Here is a 16,554-nt window from a genome sequence, read left to right as displayed (position 1 = left end):
GGGACATAAACATCACCGGCGATTGCTGAGGTAGCGACCAGTGATAAGAGCACTAAGGTTGTTAGGATTTTCACAGTAAGAACTCCCTTTCGTGGGTTCCCCGATACCTAAGCAACATCCGCACCCAGATTATAAAGCACGGAAAATCAGTAAATTAAATTCTGTTGGGAGAGGTGGTGTAAAAGAAGTTGACGGTTTTGCTCCTAACAGATTGCTAGGAAAGGGCAGGAGTGGGGGAGCCCATGCCAGTGTGCTCCCCCCATACAACAAGCGAGGCCCTTATTTCCTGAAAAACGTCAGGAACGCGCCAGCGGCAGCGGCAGCGGCACCGCCAATCAGGAACAACATGGTTTCATCTGTGTATTGGCCCGTAAGGGTTTCGGAAATTTCTCCGCCAACCGACTGAGTGGACTGGTAGCCGAAGAAGAGTAGGGCAATACCGACCACGAGCAAAACTACACCAACGAGTTTCGAGCTTCCCATATCGAGTTCCTTATCTGGAGTTTGTGGAATGTGTCCCTTGGAAAACCCTTGGAGCTTGTCATCTCAGTGATTTTGCAGCAAGAACATTGTAGTAAGTTCTTACGATTCGGCTTTTTCGATCAATTTGCCATCAGATTCTGGCAGTGCCCGGTTTCAGGGGCTCCCGGCCACCTATCCTTCATGTGCTAACACAGTTATCCACAGATGTTGTGAGTAATTTGGCGCGTCGAAGGGGAGTTATGAACACAGGCGGGAAAGGCCTACGACGCTTGTTTGGCCTGATAAAACTGCCGAACGGCCGTTAGCAACCGGTCCACATCCTGGCGGTTAACATCCCGGTGGGTGACAAAGCGCAGTGGATTGCCGGCGTTGATCAGGATGCCTTGCTCAGCCAGGTGATCGCGCAAGTCGGTGGCTTGGCCAACTCGACAGCGAGCATAGACGATGTTGGTTTGGGTGCCAGATGGGTCAACATCCAACTGACGAATATCGGCGAGCCCGGCGGTCAGAGCCTGGGCGTTATCATGGTCTTCCTGCAGCCGTCGCGGCCCTTGGCCCAGTGCGATCTTGCCGGCTGCGGCCAGGATGCCGGCCTGGCGCATGCCGCCACCAACCATCTTGCGCAACCGTCTGGCGCGCTGAATGAAGTCCTCCGAACCCAATAGCAGTGAGCCTACTGGAGCGCCCAGTCCCTTCGATAAACAAACGCTGACTGAGTGGTAGTGCCGGGTAATCTCCGTAATGTCGCAGTGGCAAGCGGCCGCGGCGTTGAATACCCGGGCTCCGTCCAGGTGCAGTTGCAGCCCATGCTCATCACAAAAGGCGCGCGCCTGGCGCTGGTATTCCAGGGAAAGTACCTTGCCGCCGATGGTGTTTTCCAGTGATAGCAGGCGGGTCATGGCGAAATGAAAATCGTCAGCCTTGATCGCGGCTCGGGCCTTGTCCAGATCGATACTGCCGTCCGGCTCATTCTCTATGGGCTGGGGCTGAACGCTTCCAAGCACGGCTGCTCCGCCGCCCTCGTAGCGATAGTTATGGGCAGCCTGACCGCACAGGTACTCATCGCCTCGACCACAGTGGCTCATGATGGCCAGCAGGTTGGCCTGGGTACCGCTGGCGGTGAAGAGAGCCGCCTCAAAGCCGAGCCGGTCGGCGGCGTAGGCTTCGAGGCTGTTGATGGTGGGGTCGTCTCCGTAGACATCGTCTCCGACCTCGGCACGCGCCATTGCTTCGCGCATCTCAGGGGTTGGTTTGGTCACGGTATCACTACGGAAATCGATCAAGGTGCCAGCTCCCAGGCTCTTCGTTAGATAGTGGCCAGATAGCTTCTCCAGCCTACGAGCGATGTTATCGCCTTGGTGCCCTTCAGGCCAATCTGCTGCGAAGTTGGGCGCTTACCTCTGCGGTCAGCGATGTTGGCTGTCGCGGATGATTTCGGACAATGACACCGCGCCATCCCGGACATCATGGAACGCACTGGATGCTTGTTCCACTTGGCCGGCGCCCGATTCGGCGTGTTGTTGCACCTGATCCATCTGGCTCGTCATCTGGCCAGTGAGGTCATGATTGGTTTCTACCAGATTGCCAATCTCAACGGTCGACTGCTGCGCCCGGGCAGCAAGCTGACGGACTTCATCAGCCACCACCGCAAATCCGCGCCCGTGTTCGCCTGCTCGGGCCGCCTCAATGGCAGCATTAAGAGCCAGCAGGTTGGTTTGTTCGGCAATGCTACTGATAGTCCCGACGATATCGGTGATGTTTTTAGACTGTGACATCAACTGTTCCGCCAGCGCAGCACACGTGGTTACTGCCGAGGAGCATTGATTGGCAGCCTCCACAGCGGCCTGCAGGGTTTCGGTACCTGATTCTGCCTTGGCGATGGTGTTGTCAGCGGCCTGAGTAACGGCTTCGGTGATGGCCCGCAAGGACTCTGTTTGTCGTACTTTTGCAGTGATATCACTGGCGAATTTAATGACCTTGATGACCTTGCCAGCGGTGTCGAAAACCGGGTTGTAAGTGGCTTCCAGCCAGATTTCGTTGCCATTCTGGTGGCGCCGCTGAAACTGCCCCGAGCGGAAGTTGCCTTTGGCCAGCTCCTCCCAGAATTTGGGATTTTCCCGGTAGAAGTCCTCGTAACAGAACATCCGGTGGTGTTGGTCCTTGATGTCTCTGAGCGCATAGCCGGTGGCGGCCAGGAAATTGTCGTTGGCGCTGAGGATGTGGCCTTCGGGGGTAAACTCGATCACGGCGAGGGAGCGGTTCAGTGCGTCGAAGACAGCCGCGTCTGCTATGCGTTTGTTGGTGGATTCGGTGATATCCGAGGCAAATTTCACAATCCGAACCACGGTACTGGCCTGCATTACCGGAAAGTAGTTGGCCTGCAGCCACACCTTGTCGCCAGCCTTGGTAAAGCGCGCGAATTCTCCATTTTGGGGTTCGCCGCGGCGCAGGGCTTCCCAGAAGGAACGATACTCGCTGCCTTTAACGTAATCACTGTCGCAGAACATGGCATGGTGGCGACCGACCACTTCTTCTTTGGTGTAGCCGACGACATCAAGGAAGTTCTGGTTCACATCGGCAATGGTTCCGTCTGGGGTGAACTCAATCACTGCATTGCAGTTCTTGATTGCCTGGATGTAGTGGTCCTGGTTGGAGAGGGTTTCGGTGAGGCGGGTTTCGTCCTGGCGTCGTTTGACAACAAACATAGCGAAAGTCCTTTTCGTGATTGTCCATCGTTGGAATTCGAGAGTAGAAAATAAGTAGCCGCTGCGCTAGCTCACGACACTAAAAACTACAAAACGCTACTAAGTCCTCGGATGACCCTATAATTCGAAACGGCCCGCACTTTTTCTCCGGACCAGAATTCATTCGCGTTAGCGAGTGCGGCCGGGTTGGCAGGGTGCGGCAGAGTCTTTAACATCCAGTGCTCATTTTTCCGATACGGACGCGCCCATGAAGTTTCCTGTGGTTACTGTCACGCTGGTCACAGCGGCACTGATTTACGTGGTCTGGGACCAATCACAGGAAAAGCCGGGGCCGGTTGATCCCAGTCGGTTTACCAATCTTGCAGCCAATCCGGTCGAGCGCGGTACGGTGGTGGATTGGGCTGCCGATCAGGTTCCGCAGCTGTGCGAAGACGCCTTCGACGCCGCCCTGGGTTCCGATGCCCACACTGACTGCACGAAACGCAGCGAAAAGCGGGAGCCCACTTGTCGCCGAGCCATGGCCGACCGGTTTCCCGGTATGATCACCTCAGAGCCGGTATTTCGCGATCTTGCTATCTCCGCCATGAATTGCCTCGTGCCGCAGTCTGCTAGACTTCAATGACCGTCTCACCCACTCCATTCAGCCGATTCCAGGCCAGCCTCAATGTCTGAAGATCCCCTGAAAGCATTATCCGATATGGCCAGTGATGCCCATGCGCGAATCCAGGCCGCCCATGAACACATCAATCCGGTGGTGGAAGTGCGTCGCGGCATGCGTGACGCCGGTATTCCGGCCGATGTCATGACCATCGACTGCCTGCGCACCCGCCGGCGGATCACCCTGATTCTCCATGACGAGCAGCCGGGCACCCTGTTGTACCAGTTCGTGACCATTGAGGATGAGGTGGGGGACAGTTTCCAGAGTATGGCCCTGACCGATGTGACGGTTCAGACCCTGGTTGCCTGGATTCAGGACTACTTCGACTGACAACGGCCGCGCCGTAAAGGATGCAATGTCATGGCGACAGTGGACGTTTTCATACTTTGGGGATTGGCGTTACTCACGGTGCTCGTGGTTTTGGCGACGCTGTTGCCGATGCTACGCCACCCGCACTGGGTCATTCGGGGCTTCGATTTTCCCCGGCTGCAGTTAGCTGCGGTCGCACTGGTAACTCTGGTGCTGCAGCTTGCCCTGCTGGACTTGGATCGTTCTTTGAGTTGGTTTTTGGCCACGGCAACTGCGTTCAGCCTTGGCTGCCAGTTGTGGTGGATTCTGCCCTATACAATGCTCTGGCCCCGAGAGGTTAAAGCCGCCCGTCGTGGTGATCCGGAGCGCACAATCACCATCCTGACGTCGAATGTGCTGACATCAAATCGCAACGTCGGCGCCCTGATCAGCCTTGTGGAGAAGCACCAGCCGGATGTGCTGGTCACTCTGGAGTCGGATCAGTGGTGGGAGGATCAGCTGGCGGTGCTGATATCCCGCATGCCCTATACCATCCAGTGTCCGCTGGACAATCTTTACGGCATGCACGTGTTCTCACGCTTGCCGCTGATTGAGGCAGAGTGTCGTTTCCTGATCGAAGACGATGTGCCATCAATGCACGCTCTGGTGGAGCTGCGTTCTGGTGAAAAGGTCCGGATTCATTTCCTGCATCCGGCACCTCCAAGCCCGACCGAAAATCCGGAATCGGCAGAACGGGACGCGGAACTGGTGATTGTCGGTCGCAGTGTTGCCGACACTGACGAGCCGGTGATTGTCACCGGAGATCTTAACGACGTGGCCTGGTCGCCGACCACGCGCCTGTTTCGCAAGGTCAGTGGCCTGCTGGATCCGCGTGTGGGGCGGGGGTTTCACAGTACCTTTCATGCGGACTATCCGGTGCTGCGCTGGCCCTTGGATCATCTGTTCCACAGTGAGCATTTCACCCTGGTGTCGATCCAGCGTCTGCCATCCATCGGTTCTGATCATTTTCCATTGCTCACCAGCCTGCGCTATGCCCCAGTGCGGGGTCAGGATCAGGAGCCGCTGAAAGGCAACACAGATGATGATCAATGGGCGAAGGAGCTGGCCCGCGAGCAAGGTGCCAGCAAACACGACGTGCCGGAACCCGGGCAGGGGCCTGAAGAGATCAATCGTAAATAAGGAGCGCCGGATACGACCCGGAAGACCTGCCCATGGGTGCCGAGCGCAGCTTCACTCAGCCCCCCAAACGTTACAGGAATCTAACTGAGCACAGCCAAAATCGTGGTTTTGGCTCCAATCGAGTGTGCTACGCTTATTTTCTAGCGCCAGCCGAATGACAGGCTCCACAGTGACTGTCGTCCTGTTAGGTGTTTACGATGATCGAAAAACCAATGGTTCAGGAGGCCTCACAATGGAAGCGAAATCCAGTCAGGACGAATACAACCAGGTTAAGAAAGATCTGCAGCAGCTGCGTGAAGATTTGGCGACTCTCACCAAGGCAGTATCTGAAGGTCAAAAGAGCAACATCAGCAGTCTCCGGGACGAGATCCGGCGGGAAAGCCGCGAGGCGTTTGATCAGGTTCGACAGAAGGGCAACGACGCCTTTAATCGGGCCCGGGATGCCGGCGACAAAGCCGTGCACGACGTTGAGCACAAGATAGAAGAGCGCCCCTTCCTGAGCGTTGTTCTCATGTTTCTGGCCGGGGTTCTGGTTGGTAAGTTGCTTGATCGCTAACCATGCTTGACTCCGCCCAAGCGAAACTGCAGGGGGCCGTACGCAAGGCAATTGCTGCGCTGACAGCATTTGTGCTGTCGATGGTATTGTTGACGGCCCTGCTCATCACCGGGTTTTACCTGTTGATTCAGGCCGCCATCCTGGCACTGTCGCCATTCATTGGCGAGGCTGGGGCAATGGCCACGGTCGGAGTCTTGTGCATGTTTTTGCTGGGGGTGTTCTTCTGGCGTATGACCAGCACCCCCAGTGCCTCCGCGAAAAAGGAAGGCACGGACTCGCGCGGCGAATCCTCAGTTGAGGCTTTGCGGGGGTTGATTCGCAATAACCCTCTGGAGGCGGCATTGACTGCCTTTGTGGTTGGTGTTGCCCAGCAAGGCGATCCACGCCTCCGGTCCCTGTTAATGAAGGGTGGTATGGAACTGATGAAAGAAGCGGAAGCCGATGCACATTCTCAGTCCGAGCCAAAATCTCAGTCCGAGCCAACTCAGCCCGAGTCAGAACCCGAAGATACAGCGGCCGCTGCACCCGGCACGGCCGATCAGGAATCTGGCTCCACCCTCCGATAAATAGCCTCCAGCAGGCTGTAGGTACCGAAGGCCACTAGCCCAAGTGCCACAAAACCAATCAGCCACGTGCCAAACGGGCTGCTGCGGAAGGCGTCAAACATCTCGGTCATGCCGCCCGCCTCATCGGGGTCGATCTGGTAAGCGGCGATCACAAAGAAGGTTCCGGTGATCAGGAACACCAGCCCACGTATCGCCAGGCCGAACCGGCAGATCGGATAGGCCCAAACCTGCACCAGCGATGGCATGTCGAAATGCTGGTGGAACTGCGCCGTGGCGCCTTTCTTGGCATGGCCGAATCCCGCACCCAGCATGACCGCTCCGATAGCAGCCACCATCCATCGGCCAAACGGCTGTTGCATAAGCCAGTTGGCAAGGCTTCGAGAGTTGTCGCTCGAGGAATCATCGCCAATGGATATGGTCAGGCTGATGGCAAATACCGCGAGCAGTGTGTGGGTGATGGCACTCACCAGCAGGCTTAGCCGAATGGTGACGCCTTTCGGCCCGAGGCCGTGATCATCGGTGTCTTTGATCGCCTGAACACAACGCCATAGGGCGTACCCGATGAGCCCCAGTGCCAGTGCAGCCAACAGCACGTGCCCCAGAGGCGCGGCCAAGAGCCGTTCCAGGGCACCTCGGCTTCCGGTGGTCTGACCGCCCTGGCCAACCGCCGCAACGGCTGCCAGGCCGCCCACCAGCAGGTAAACAATGCCACGGGCGGCATAACCCATCCTCGCCATAATGGAGATGGCGTGTCCGGCCGCTGTAGTCATAAAGCTCCTCTCGGTCGAGTTACTTACCCAGCAATTCGCCGATCGCGCGTAGATTGACAACGTGATCACACAGGGACTTGGTGATCATCAGAATCGGGGTGGCCACAATCAGACCAACGGGGCCCCAAAGCCAGCCCCAGAACAGCAAGCCGATAAAGATGGCGACCGCGTTAAGACTGGAAATGTAACTGGTCAGCCAGGGCGTAAGCAGGTTGCCCTGAATGCTGGTAATCAGCAGCGAGGTGCCTGCGATAATGATGGCGTTATCTAACGCACCAAACTGGATGAATCCGGCGACACCGGTGCCAATGAATACCAGGAATGGTCCTAAGTAGGGTACCCCGCTGGCGATACCGGCCACCACACCCCACAGGGCCGCCTGTTCGACGCCCAGGCCGAGAAACGCCAGCCAGGTCAAAATCCCAACAAACAGAGCACCGATCACCATCACGAACAGGAACCGGCGGATCTGGTGGTGCAGGTCATCCATGATTCTTGCCGCCTTGCGCATACGGCCAAATGAGGGGCCCGATATCCGCACCACCTTGCGCCGGTACAGTGAGCCAACGGCAAGTAGGAAATACACCAGCAGCAACACTGAGAAAAACTGCGAGATGAGAATCAGGGCGGCAGGCGAGCCCCTGATGACGTAAGCCTGGATATCCATGGGCTTGTCCACCACCCGCACTGGCGTGATGCCGGGCTGATTTGAGATGGCATTTTGTTGGTCCTCGGCCGCGGTTTCTTCGATCTGCTTGGCGGCCGTTTGCGCTTTTTCCATGATGCTTTCTTCAGTGTCGCCGCTGCGGGCTTCTTTGCGCTGGAACTCCTGAATGGCGACCGGAACCTTATCCAGCATGGCCATGGCTTCCTGTTTCAGGGGCGCGCCTGCGGCCGCAATGATGCCAATTAGAGATGCCATGACGATGGCAGCGCCGAGAGGACGAGGAACACGAATCCGATCAAGCAGTGAAACTACCGGATCCAGTGCATAACTGATCAAAACTGCTACGACCAGGGGCAGCAGGACAGGTTGGGCCCAGTCGATGAAATAGAGTGTGGCAATACTGGCCAGCACGATAAGCGCCACGCTTCGAATGCTGATGGCGCCGATCAATGGTGCTTGCGACCGCTGAGCATCGGGTTCTATCTTGCCGTTGCCATTGCTCTGATCCGTGCTTCTCCCATCGTTCATTTCTGAATCCTTTCCCTGCTTGCTGGATCTGAGTTTAGCGCGCTTTGAGAGGTGCGTATGTTAGTGGGTAAGTTCAGCATGGCTCAACGTGGATGCCATCGATGCGCACAAGTGTGTACAAAATTTAATCAGGTCGCGGCTAAAGCAAGCATCTGTGCGTCAGGTCCCCGCGTAAAAGACTCTTACCACCCATTACGGGGATCACTGAGAGAGGTGAACACGATGAAATCTTCAGGACTAATCAAATCAATGCTGGTCTCCATGTTGTTTGTGTTTTGTGCCGCTTCTGCGCTCCCAGCGCTGGCCGGGCATCACGAGGCTGGCGAAAAAGAGATGATGACGGTCGTTGATGCTGCTGCCAAAGCCGACAATCTGAGTACCCTGGTGACCGCAGTAAAAGCCGCAGGCCTGGTTGAAACGCTATCGGGGTCAGGCCCCTTCACGGTGTTCGCGCCCACCAATGGGGCCTTCGCGAAACTGCCTGATGGCACTGTGGAAGCTCTGCTGAAGCCGGAAAACCAGGATCAGCTGAAGTCGATCCTGACCTACCACGTGGTGGCAGCAAAGGCCACGTCCTCGGCCGCCATGCAGATGGTTGAAGACGATGGTGGTATGCACGAAGTAACCACAGTACAAGGCGGCACCTTTACGCTGATGATGGAAGGTGGCTCGTTGATGATCGAAGATGCCAAAGGTAATAAGGCCAAGGTGATCAAGGCCGACATGATGCAGTCGAATGGTGTCGTTCACGTCATCGACACGGTATTGATGCCGTAACGCCAAGCATTGACCCAACAAAAAAGACGGCCGCGAGCGGCCGTCTTTTTTATGCGAGAAACCGTCCTACTTAATCCACTTGTCTCCCCAATGTGTGATATCACGCTCCTTCTCCGCCTGGATGGAGCGAAGGCCAATGGTGGATTCCGGGGCTTCCGCCGCCGCAATCTGTTCATCAATAACCCGAGTTGATAGCGAGAGCCAGCTGGTTACAAAGGCAGCAGCATCGCCGTTGATTTCCAGGGCGACTTCGTCGACGTTAGTAATGTCGTCACACCCGGAGTGATAGCACGGGTCGTAGGCCACACCGGCGTCGCCGCCAAACTTGGCCGCCTGTTCCTCGGTTTTGATGCCTTCGGCACCAGTGAACAGCCCGCCAAAGGCAATGCCATCCTCGAAGAACTGAGCGTAGTCCGACCGGAAGCTGATTTCGGTGCCCTCGTACGCAATGTCTCTCAGTTCAAAGTACTTTTCGAACAGCGCTTCGGTGGCCGCAGAGCCGGGAGGCCCTTCCAGATCAAAGTCAGAGCCATCGCCGTCGTAGATGAAGTTGCCGAAGTTCGGTGAACCAATCATGTCGTAGTTCAGGTACACCTTGATCTTGGCTTTCTCTTCTTCGCTCAGATTGTTGACGTAGTACGTCGAGCCAACCAGACCCGCTTCTTCGGCACCCCACCAGGCGAATCGAACCTGATTGCGGGGTCGGGCCTTCTTCATTTGCAGGGCCAGCTCAATCAGAGCGGCGCTACCCGACCCATTGTCGTTAACCCCAGCACCCTCGAATACGGAGTCCAGGTGCGCGCCGGTCATCACGACATTGTCCGGATTGCCGCGTTGCGTTTGCGCAATCACGTTGAAGGTTTCGGTCTGCTCTCGGACCACATCAACAACCACGCGGAGCTGCAGGTCGTTTTGATCAACCCAGCCGGCACCAATGCCATAGGTGGTGAAGACCACGGGAACACCGCCGGCATAGTCACCGCCCAGCGTGGCGTTGAGCAGGCCTTTGCGATCCTCGGTGTTGCCCTGGTTGAAAATAACCACACCCGAGGCGCCCGCGTCGGCCGCATTGGTGGCTTTCTGGCCAAAGGCACAGGCTCCGCGCTGGACCACGGCGATGGCACCGGCCGGGAAGCCGGCAAAGTCCTCCGGTTCGCAGCCACTTGTGGAAGCATTGTCCGGCCCCAGGTCAACATCTACAGCAATAGCCGAACCGGATACGTCACCTGGCTCGGTTTGCGACAAATAGGTGAAGTCCTCTTCCCACTGGTAGTCCACGGGGGTGGGCGCCAGAGCCTGAAGGGTGCCGTCGCCGATGGGATAGAAGGCGTTGAATGGGAAGGGCTGTACAGTAACTTCGTACCCGGCGCTTTCCAGTGTCGACCGAATATAGTCTACGGAGGCATCGTAGCCTGGCCGTCCGGCGGCACGATTGCCGTCGTTCGCCTGGGCAATGCCATAGAATCTGTCGAGGTGATACTGGATGTTGCTGGCCTGCATGCAGCGAGGAAGTCCGAGCGGCGAGCTGTTCAGAATGCCAAACCTGCATTCGTAGCTGCGCAAACGATCTGGGCTCCAGAATTCGTTGAGCAGGTCGGCGGTGGATTGCTGGCCAGGTGAGGCCTGTGCAGTTATCGTGAAGCAAAGAGATCCCAAAGCCAGCATGTGGCTTGCGGTGTTGAGTCGCATTGATATTCTCCAATCCTGGGAGTTTATTGTTGGTTTCAATGGGGGCAACACAGCTTCCATAGATGCCCACTGCTAGCCTAGTTGTGGAATTTAAAAGGTCGAGCGGGAAAAGATTAAGAATTATAAAGGTGCAGCCAGCTTGTAGGCATTGTCCCAGACGTGATTGGCGGAGATACGTGATAGGCTCCGCCGCATACGCATTCCTACCTAACGTCCCGGAGTTAAAAGACGATCATGAGCAGCGATCCGTTAGAGCAAGTTCTCGAAATGAATGGCGAAGAACGTTACGACTACTTCCTGAATGAAGTGCTCGAAGAGCGCGAGATCTGGATTCTGGTCAATGGTGACAGCCACTTCCTGAAGCTGGAGTCAGAAGACGAAGGTGTGGCGTATTTGCCGGTTTGGCCCAGCGCGGTTTTTGCAGCGGCGTACGGCAATGATTCCGACGACCTGTCGCCTAAAAGCATCTCCCTGCCTGACTTCTTCAAGAAGTGGGTGCCGGGCCTGACCAAAGACGGCTTGGAAATCGGGGTGTTCCCAGGTGCAGATGACACCCTGTGGATCACCGAGCCGGAAGAGTTGAAGCGCGACCTCCAGGACGAGTTGTCGAACTTCTAAAGCCGCCTACACTGGGATCAGTCCCTATTCAGGAGTAATGGCAGCATGCTGGTTTTCTCCAATCCCGTGGGTTCCGGCTCACTCTGGTTCGATAATCTGGCCACGGCCGAGGGTACGCCCGTTGGCTACGATCCCCAGGCCAGGGCCTTCCTGCCGGTACGGCCGTTCTGTGCGAACCGGGAGGTCATCGGCTGCAACTGGATTGCGCCGGAAGAGGGCGCTTTCTGCCGCTCCTGTGCCATGACGGCGCTGGCGCCGGATCCGAGCATTCCCAACGCCATGCATAACTGGGCGGAAACCGAAGCCGCCAAACGCTGGGTGCTCGACAACCTGGGCCGTTGGCATTGGTTCCGCCCGGAAGATCCCGGAACTCGCCCGATCTTCCACATGTTGGCCGAAGGCCTGACCCCGGTCGCCATGGGCCATGCCAATGGTGTGGTGACGATCGGCGTAGCCGAGGCAGATCCGGTGGTGCGAACCAGCCGGAGGGAGGCCCTGCAGGAACCCTACCGAACGATGGTGGGCCACATGCGCCATGAGATTGCACACATGCTCTGGTGGCGGCTCAGTCTGCGGGAGGACTTCCTGGAGTCATTCCGCGCGGAGTTTGGTGATGAACGTGCTGACTATACAGCGGCACTACAGCGTCATTACCACGATGGCGCACCGCCGGATTGGCGGACGTCCTACCTGACCTCCTATGCCTCTGCCCATCCGCACGAAGATTGGGCTGAAACCGCAGCCCATTTACTGCACCTGACCGACATTACGGACAGTGCCGTTGCCTCGGGCCTATCGTCCGAGGAGATGCCCGCTTCCCAATGGGACCCGTATTCGGAACCGGACACTGCACGCTTGATCAATGTGGCTGCGTCACTGGCCATACGGGTTAATCACATCAACCGCTCCATGGGGCTGTCGGATCTGTATCCCTTCGTTTTGTCGCAAGCGGCCCAACGAAAACTGGCGTTTGTTCACGGTTGGTTGCGCCGAGGTGCTCAGGGTCGGTGAAGTGTGGACAAAAACTTGCCCACAAAAACTGTGGATAACTATGTTGGCAACGCAAGGATAGGTAGCTTGGAGCGCCTGATACCAGGCGCTCTGGAAATGTGACCGTTAATTGACCGGTGTTGGCAAAGCTGCCGGCCACCCTGGTTTCCCGTCAGAACTCAAGACATATTTTGCCAAAGTGACGCCCGGATTCTTCGTGTCGGAAAGCGTCGGCAATATCCTCAAGCCCAAAGGATTGATCGAGGATCGGGTGCATGTCATTGGCCTCGATCGCCCGGATCATTTCCTGCTGATGAGCGCGGCTGCCCACGATCAATCCCTGCAGGCGAGCCTGTTTGGCCATCAGCTTAGCGGTAGGCACCTCGCCCTCACGGCCGGTCAATACACCAATCAGTGAGATATGCCCGCCAATGCGCACGGCATCGATGGATTCCGGCAGGGTGCCCGGACCACCGACTTCAATGACATGGTCTACACCTTCACCGTTGGTGAGTTCCTGCACCTTCGCACCCCAGGCCGGAGTAGTCTTGTAGTTGATGGTGTGGTCTGCACCCAGCTCACGCAAGCGCGCCAGCTTGTCATCCGACGACGACGTCGAGATCACCGTGGCGCCCATCATCTTGGCGAACTGCAAGGCAAAGATGGAGACACCTCCGGTGCCCAGAGTCAGCACGGTATCACCGGCTTTCAGGCCACCGTTCACCACCAGTGCGCGCCAGGCGGTCAAGCCGGCGGTGGTCAGAGTTGCCGCTTCGGCGTGGCTGTGGCCTTTGGGCGCGTGGGTAAACCAGTTGGCGGGACGGACAACCAGCTCGCGGGCATAGCCGTCCTGACCATCCCCGGGTGTGGTGGAGAAGTTATCGATGGGGGCTGGGCCATCCAGCCACTGGGGGAAAAAGGTTGATACCACGTTATCGCCGGTTTTGAATTCGGTGACGCCTTCGCCCACGGCCTCAACGGTACCTGCGCCATCGGCCATGGGAATGCGATCGTCTTCGGTTGGGATAGCACCGACCACCACGGCGTAATCGTGGAAGTTGAGTGAGCTGGCACGGACGCGAACGCGAATCTCGCCCGGTCCGGGTTGGCCTGGCTCTGGAGCCTCACTCAGCTGCAGTTGGTCCAGTCCGCCCGGTTTGCTCAGTGTTATGCGTTTCATTCCAGGGTGCTCCCGTTTGGTCGGTTTAATGTCGGTTAATCAGTCGCTAGCTCCATGACTACAGATTGTGGGGGTAACCGGATCATTCAACCCTGCTCCTCCAAATTCTGGCGCTTCAGGAACGCCTGTAAGATCAGCGGGTGAATCACCAGGGTATACAGACACAGCACCAGTGCCAGGCACAGCATGTATTCGCGATAGATGTAGTCCTCAGGCAGCATCAGTAGCAGGGCCACAGAGACGGCACCGCGCAGGCCGCCCAACACGAGAACGTGCTGCCAGGCCATGGGTACGTGATCCTTGCTCAGCTTCAGCAGCAGACTGCCGCCGTAGATGACCAACATTCGGGCGATCAGGAGTACGGCAATGCTGCCTGGGATCAACCAGGTGAAGGGGAAGTCGTGCCGGCCCACGGTGACCCCCAGGGCAAAGAACAGGATGCCGCCGGCCAGCTGGCTGATGTAATCCCAAAAGCCGACGAAAAATTCCGGGTGGCCCGCTATAGGCGTCACGGGCTTGGTGTCTTCGGAAGCGGCGGGCCGGCGCTGAAACACGAACATCCAGGCGGCGAACATCACCGTGATCACACCCGACACGTGCAGTAGCTCTTCGGCCACCAGAAAGCCGCCGTAAACCAGCGCCAGGGTGATCGAGATGCCCGAAAACTGATTCTGTACCGACCAATAGCGGATCAGGCGCCCAGCACACCAACCCAGGGCCGAGCCGAGCAACACAGCCACCAGAACCATCCAGCCGAAGGTCAGGGCGGTGTTGGTGAGGCTGAAGGTTTCCATTCCGATCACCAGTGAGGCCATGGTAAAGAACAGCAAAATGGCGGTGCCGTCGTTGAACAGGGATTCGCCTTCAATCAGCGCTGCAAGCTTATGAGGCACGTGGAAGCGCTGGAAAATGGCGGAGACCGCCGAGGGGTCGGTGGCGGCGACTGCTGCAGCGAACAGAAGCGCATCGCCGAGGGGCAGCACGGTTACGGCATACAGAGGTACCCCAATCAGGAACAGGGTGCAGACCACGCCCACGGTAGCGAACAGCAGGATTGGTCGGCCCTCCGATTTCAGGTGCTGGGGTGACAGCTCCCGGGCGCTGGAAAAAATCAGCGCTGGTAACAGCAACAGGATCACCAGGTCCGGAGATAGCTCGAGTATCGGCAGCGAAGGGAACGATTTCAGGGTCAGGCCATACAGCAGGCCAGAAATCAGAATCCAGGATTCCGCCGGCAGGCGGGAAGACCGTGCGAACACCCGAAGCGCCGCCAGCACCAGCAGCAACACCGCAAACCCGCCGAGTGTTTCGGGGAAACTCGCGTGGGTTTCCATCAGCTCTGATCTCCCTGTCCTGGGCTAATTACTCCGCGATGACTCGCTTGAACCACTCCACGCCGAACCGAACTCCGAAACCCTGGATGTCCGAGGGGATGTGCCCCAGCCCGCCCTTGTGAGTGCCTGTGGACGCCATGTCGACGTGGAGCCAGCCCACGTCTTTATCCACAAAACGCCCTAGAAACCGCGCGGCGTATATGTGATCGCCTGCGCCGGCGGTCCGGCACTGTAAGGTGTCGGCGACCTCGGATTTCAGATCGTCGTCATAATCGTCCTCGTACGGAAATGGCCACACCCGCTCGCCACAATGTTCACCGGCCTGAATGATGGGTTCTACCCAGTGGCGTCGATTGGTGAGGGCGCCGGCCATGCGATTGCCAAGGCTTGAGACCACGGCCCCGGTGAGGGTGGCGTAATCGAGAATGGCGCGTGGTGGTTTCCGGCAGGCCAGGGCCAGGGTGTCGGCCAGAACCATGCGGCCCTCGGCATCGGTATTGATCAATTCAATGGTGGTGCCATTGAGGGCGGTTACTACATCGTTGCATTTCACGGCCCTTGAGCCGATGTGGTTCTCGGCCAGCGCCAGCCAGCAGTCCACCGGTGCCGGGAAATTAAGCCGGGTGAGGGCCAGCAGGGTACCCAGCGCGACCGCACTGCCCTGCATATCTCCGTGCATTCCCAGCATACTGCCGCCGGTCTTGAGATTACTGCCGCCGGTGTCGAAACAGATACCTTTGCCTACCAGGGCCAGTGGCCGTTCCTCGGCGCCGGTCATGCGATACCTCAGTTGCAGGATGCCCGCATCCCGGTTGGGGCTGGCCTGAACCACGGATAAAAAGGCACCCGCTTTCATCTGTTCCAACTGGTCGCAATCGTAGAACTCCGCCTCCCAGCCTTCCTGGTGGGCCAGAGCTTCCGCGTATTCCCGGTAGATCGTCGGGGTAAGGTAGTTGCCCGGCAACTGAGTCAGCCAGCGTGCAAGATTGTTGCCCTCGGCGGTTGCCTTGGCGTAACGGAAGTCGGCGGTTTCAAACTCACCAAAGAAATTCATAGCGGCCAGTTGAGGCTTTTCTTCGGCCTTGTCCGAGAGTCTTGGCAGCTGGAACAGGGCGGCATAGGCGGCCGAAACCAGGGCTTCGGCCAAAATGCAGGCGATCCCGGGCTGCTCGAGCAGTGAGATCACGTTGATCTTGCGGCAGCGTTCTGCCATCAATGGCGCGAGCAGGGCCCGGGCCTGGCTCAGGGCCTTGAAACCGCGGACGTCAGTCGAGACAAAGCCGATACTGGTGCGGGTGCCTCGGGGGCCTGATATCAGTATCGGATTGGTCGCTTTCGGGAAATCGGCCAGGCGCAGTTTCAGGTAATCGGCCCAGGGCGCCTTGTCCATAACCTCCCGGTGGAGGTCAGGAACCAGTAGTATCAATCCCACGCCAGTATCGAAGTCCCAGGAGGCGGGAATGCGGTGGTCCACATCCAGTTTCAGGTCCGGTAATTTAGGGAGTTCTGGCTTCATGGTGGGGTGCTCCAAACGGTTTCGAGTGC

17 protein-coding genes are annotated in these 16,554 nt (G+C 57.7%); 8 read left to right on the top strand and 9 right to left on the bottom strand.

What is annotated here, in order from left to right; genetic code table 11:
• Positions 1–279 precede the first annotated feature (279 nt).
• From QUE89_RS13335 to QUE89_RS13325, 3 genes are all read right to left on the bottom strand, one after another.
• Positions 280–483 carry a DUF3185 family protein gene (locus QUE89_RS13335; protein WP_286220563.1) on the bottom strand — a complete coding sequence of 68 codons (204 nt, stop codon included), beginning with the start codon at positions 481–483 and terminating at the stop codon, positions 280–282.
• Positions 484–743: 260 nt separating this feature from the next.
• Positions 744–1,766 carry a low-specificity L-threonine aldolase gene (gene ltaE, locus QUE89_RS13330; RefSeq protein ID WP_286220562.1) on the bottom strand — a complete coding sequence of 341 codons (1,023 nt, stop codon included), beginning with the start codon at positions 1,764–1,766 and terminating at the stop codon, positions 744–746.
• A 123-nt stretch (positions 1,767–1,889) separates the two neighbouring features.
• Positions 1,890–3,188: a methyl-accepting chemotaxis protein gene (locus QUE89_RS13325; protein ID WP_286220561.1), complete on the bottom strand. Its 1,299-nt coding sequence runs from the start codon at positions 3,186–3,188 to the stop codon at positions 1,890–1,892.
• 247 nt (positions 3,189–3,435) lie between these two features.
• Here QUE89_RS13325 and QUE89_RS13320 point away from each other — a divergent pair, with 247 nt between their 5' ends.
• The 5 genes from QUE89_RS13320 (at position 3,436) to QUE89_RS13300 (ending at position 6,456) form a co-directional block, all read left to right on the top strand.
• Positions 3,436–3,810 (top strand): hypothetical protein, encoded by a 375-nt coding sequence (locus tag QUE89_RS13320; protein ID WP_286220560.1) that lies wholly within the window; start codon positions 3,436–3,438, stop codon positions 3,808–3,810.
• A 42-nt stretch (positions 3,811–3,852) separates the two neighbouring features.
• Positions 3,853–4,176, top strand: coding sequence for a hypothetical protein (locus QUE89_RS13315; RefSeq protein ID WP_286220559.1), 324 nt, complete (start codon positions 3,853–3,855; stop codon positions 4,174–4,176).
• A gap of 30 nt (positions 4,177–4,206) precedes the next feature.
• A complete protein-coding gene (locus tag QUE89_RS13310) occupies positions 4,207–5,334 on the top strand; it encodes an endonuclease/exonuclease/phosphatase family protein (protein ID WP_286220558.1) in 1,128 nt (375 codons plus the stop codon).
• 232 nt (positions 5,335–5,566) lie between these two features.
• Complete coding sequence (locus tag QUE89_RS13305) at positions 5,567–5,890, top strand: ElaB/YgaM/YqjD family protein (protein ID WP_286220557.1); 324 nt, start codon at positions 5,567–5,569, stop codon at positions 5,888–5,890.
• Positions 5,891–5,892: 2 nt separating this feature from the next.
• On the top strand, positions 5,893–6,456 hold the full coding sequence (locus tag QUE89_RS13300) for a hypothetical protein (protein ID WP_286220556.1): 564 nt from the start codon (positions 5,893–5,895) through the stop codon (positions 6,454–6,456).
• Here QUE89_RS13300 and QUE89_RS13295 read toward each other — a convergent pair.
• Both QUE89_RS13295 and QUE89_RS13290 read right to left on the bottom strand, forming a co-directional pair.
• On the bottom strand, positions 6,429–7,226 hold the full coding sequence (locus QUE89_RS13295) for a DUF1206 domain-containing protein (protein WP_286220555.1): 798 nt from the start codon (positions 7,224–7,226) through the stop codon (positions 6,429–6,431). The two genes, QUE89_RS13300 and QUE89_RS13295, sit on opposite strands and share 28 nt — an antisense overlap.
• A 19-nt stretch (positions 7,227–7,245) precedes the next feature.
• On the bottom strand, positions 7,246–8,421 hold the full coding sequence (locus QUE89_RS13290; RefSeq protein WP_286220554.1) for an AI-2E family transporter: 1,176 nt from the start codon (positions 8,419–8,421) through the stop codon (positions 7,246–7,248).
• A 222-nt stretch (positions 8,422–8,643) separates the two neighbouring features.
• Here QUE89_RS13290 and QUE89_RS13285 point away from each other — a divergent pair, with 222 nt between their 5' ends.
• Positions 8,644–9,198, top strand: coding sequence for a fasciclin domain-containing protein (locus QUE89_RS13285; RefSeq protein ID WP_286220553.1), 555 nt, complete (start codon positions 8,644–8,646; stop codon positions 9,196–9,198).
• 66 nt (positions 9,199–9,264) lie between these two features.
• Here QUE89_RS13285 and QUE89_RS13280 read toward each other — a convergent pair whose 3' ends face one another.
• Positions 9,265–10,887: a M28 family metallopeptidase gene (locus QUE89_RS13280; protein WP_286220552.1), complete on the bottom strand. Its 1,623-nt coding sequence runs from the start codon at positions 10,885–10,887 to the stop codon at positions 9,265–9,267.
• Positions 10,888–11,121: 234 nt separating this feature from the next.
• Between QUE89_RS13280 and QUE89_RS13275 the strand changes: the two genes are divergently transcribed.
• Positions 11,122–11,505, top strand: coding sequence for a DUF2750 domain-containing protein (locus QUE89_RS13275; protein ID WP_286220551.1), 384 nt, complete (start codon positions 11,122–11,124; stop codon positions 11,503–11,505).
• Positions 11,506–11,550: 45 nt separating this feature from the next.
• Positions 11,551–12,516: a zinc-binding metallopeptidase family protein gene (locus QUE89_RS13270; RefSeq protein ID WP_286220550.1), complete on the top strand. Its 966-nt coding sequence runs from the start codon at positions 11,551–11,553 to the stop codon at positions 12,514–12,516.
• A 151-nt stretch (positions 12,517–12,667) separates the two neighbouring features.
• On the opposite strand, the gene QUE89_RS13265 is transcribed toward QUE89_RS13270, so the two are convergent.
• The 3 genes from QUE89_RS13265 to QUE89_RS13255 form a co-directional block, all read right to left on the bottom strand.
• Positions 12,668–13,675: a zinc-dependent alcohol dehydrogenase family protein gene (locus QUE89_RS13265; RefSeq protein WP_286220549.1), complete on the bottom strand. Its 1,008-nt coding sequence runs from the start codon at positions 13,673–13,675 to the stop codon at positions 12,668–12,670.
• Between the two features lie 86 nt (positions 13,676–13,761).
• The gene (locus tag QUE89_RS13260; protein ID WP_286220548.1) at positions 13,762–15,009 is read right to left on the bottom strand and encodes a cation:proton antiporter; all 1,248 of its coding nucleotides are present in this window, start codon (positions 15,007–15,009) and stop codon (positions 13,762–13,764) included.
• Positions 15,010–15,037: 28 nt separating this feature from the next.
• The gene (locus QUE89_RS13255; RefSeq protein ID WP_286220547.1) at positions 15,038–16,525 is read right to left on the bottom strand and encodes a M17 family metallopeptidase; all 1,488 of its coding nucleotides are present in this window, start codon (positions 16,523–16,525) and stop codon (positions 15,038–15,040) included.
• Positions 16,526–16,554 lie beyond the last annotated feature (29 nt).

Origin of the sequence: Marinobacter sp. LA51 (genome assembly GCF_030297175.1) — a bacterium.
In the GTDB taxonomy this organism is placed as follows: Bacteria; Pseudomonadota; Gammaproteobacteria; order Pseudomonadales; family Oleiphilaceae; genus Marinobacter; species Marinobacter apostichopi.
This window is presented reverse-complemented; position numbering and strand designations above follow the sequence as displayed.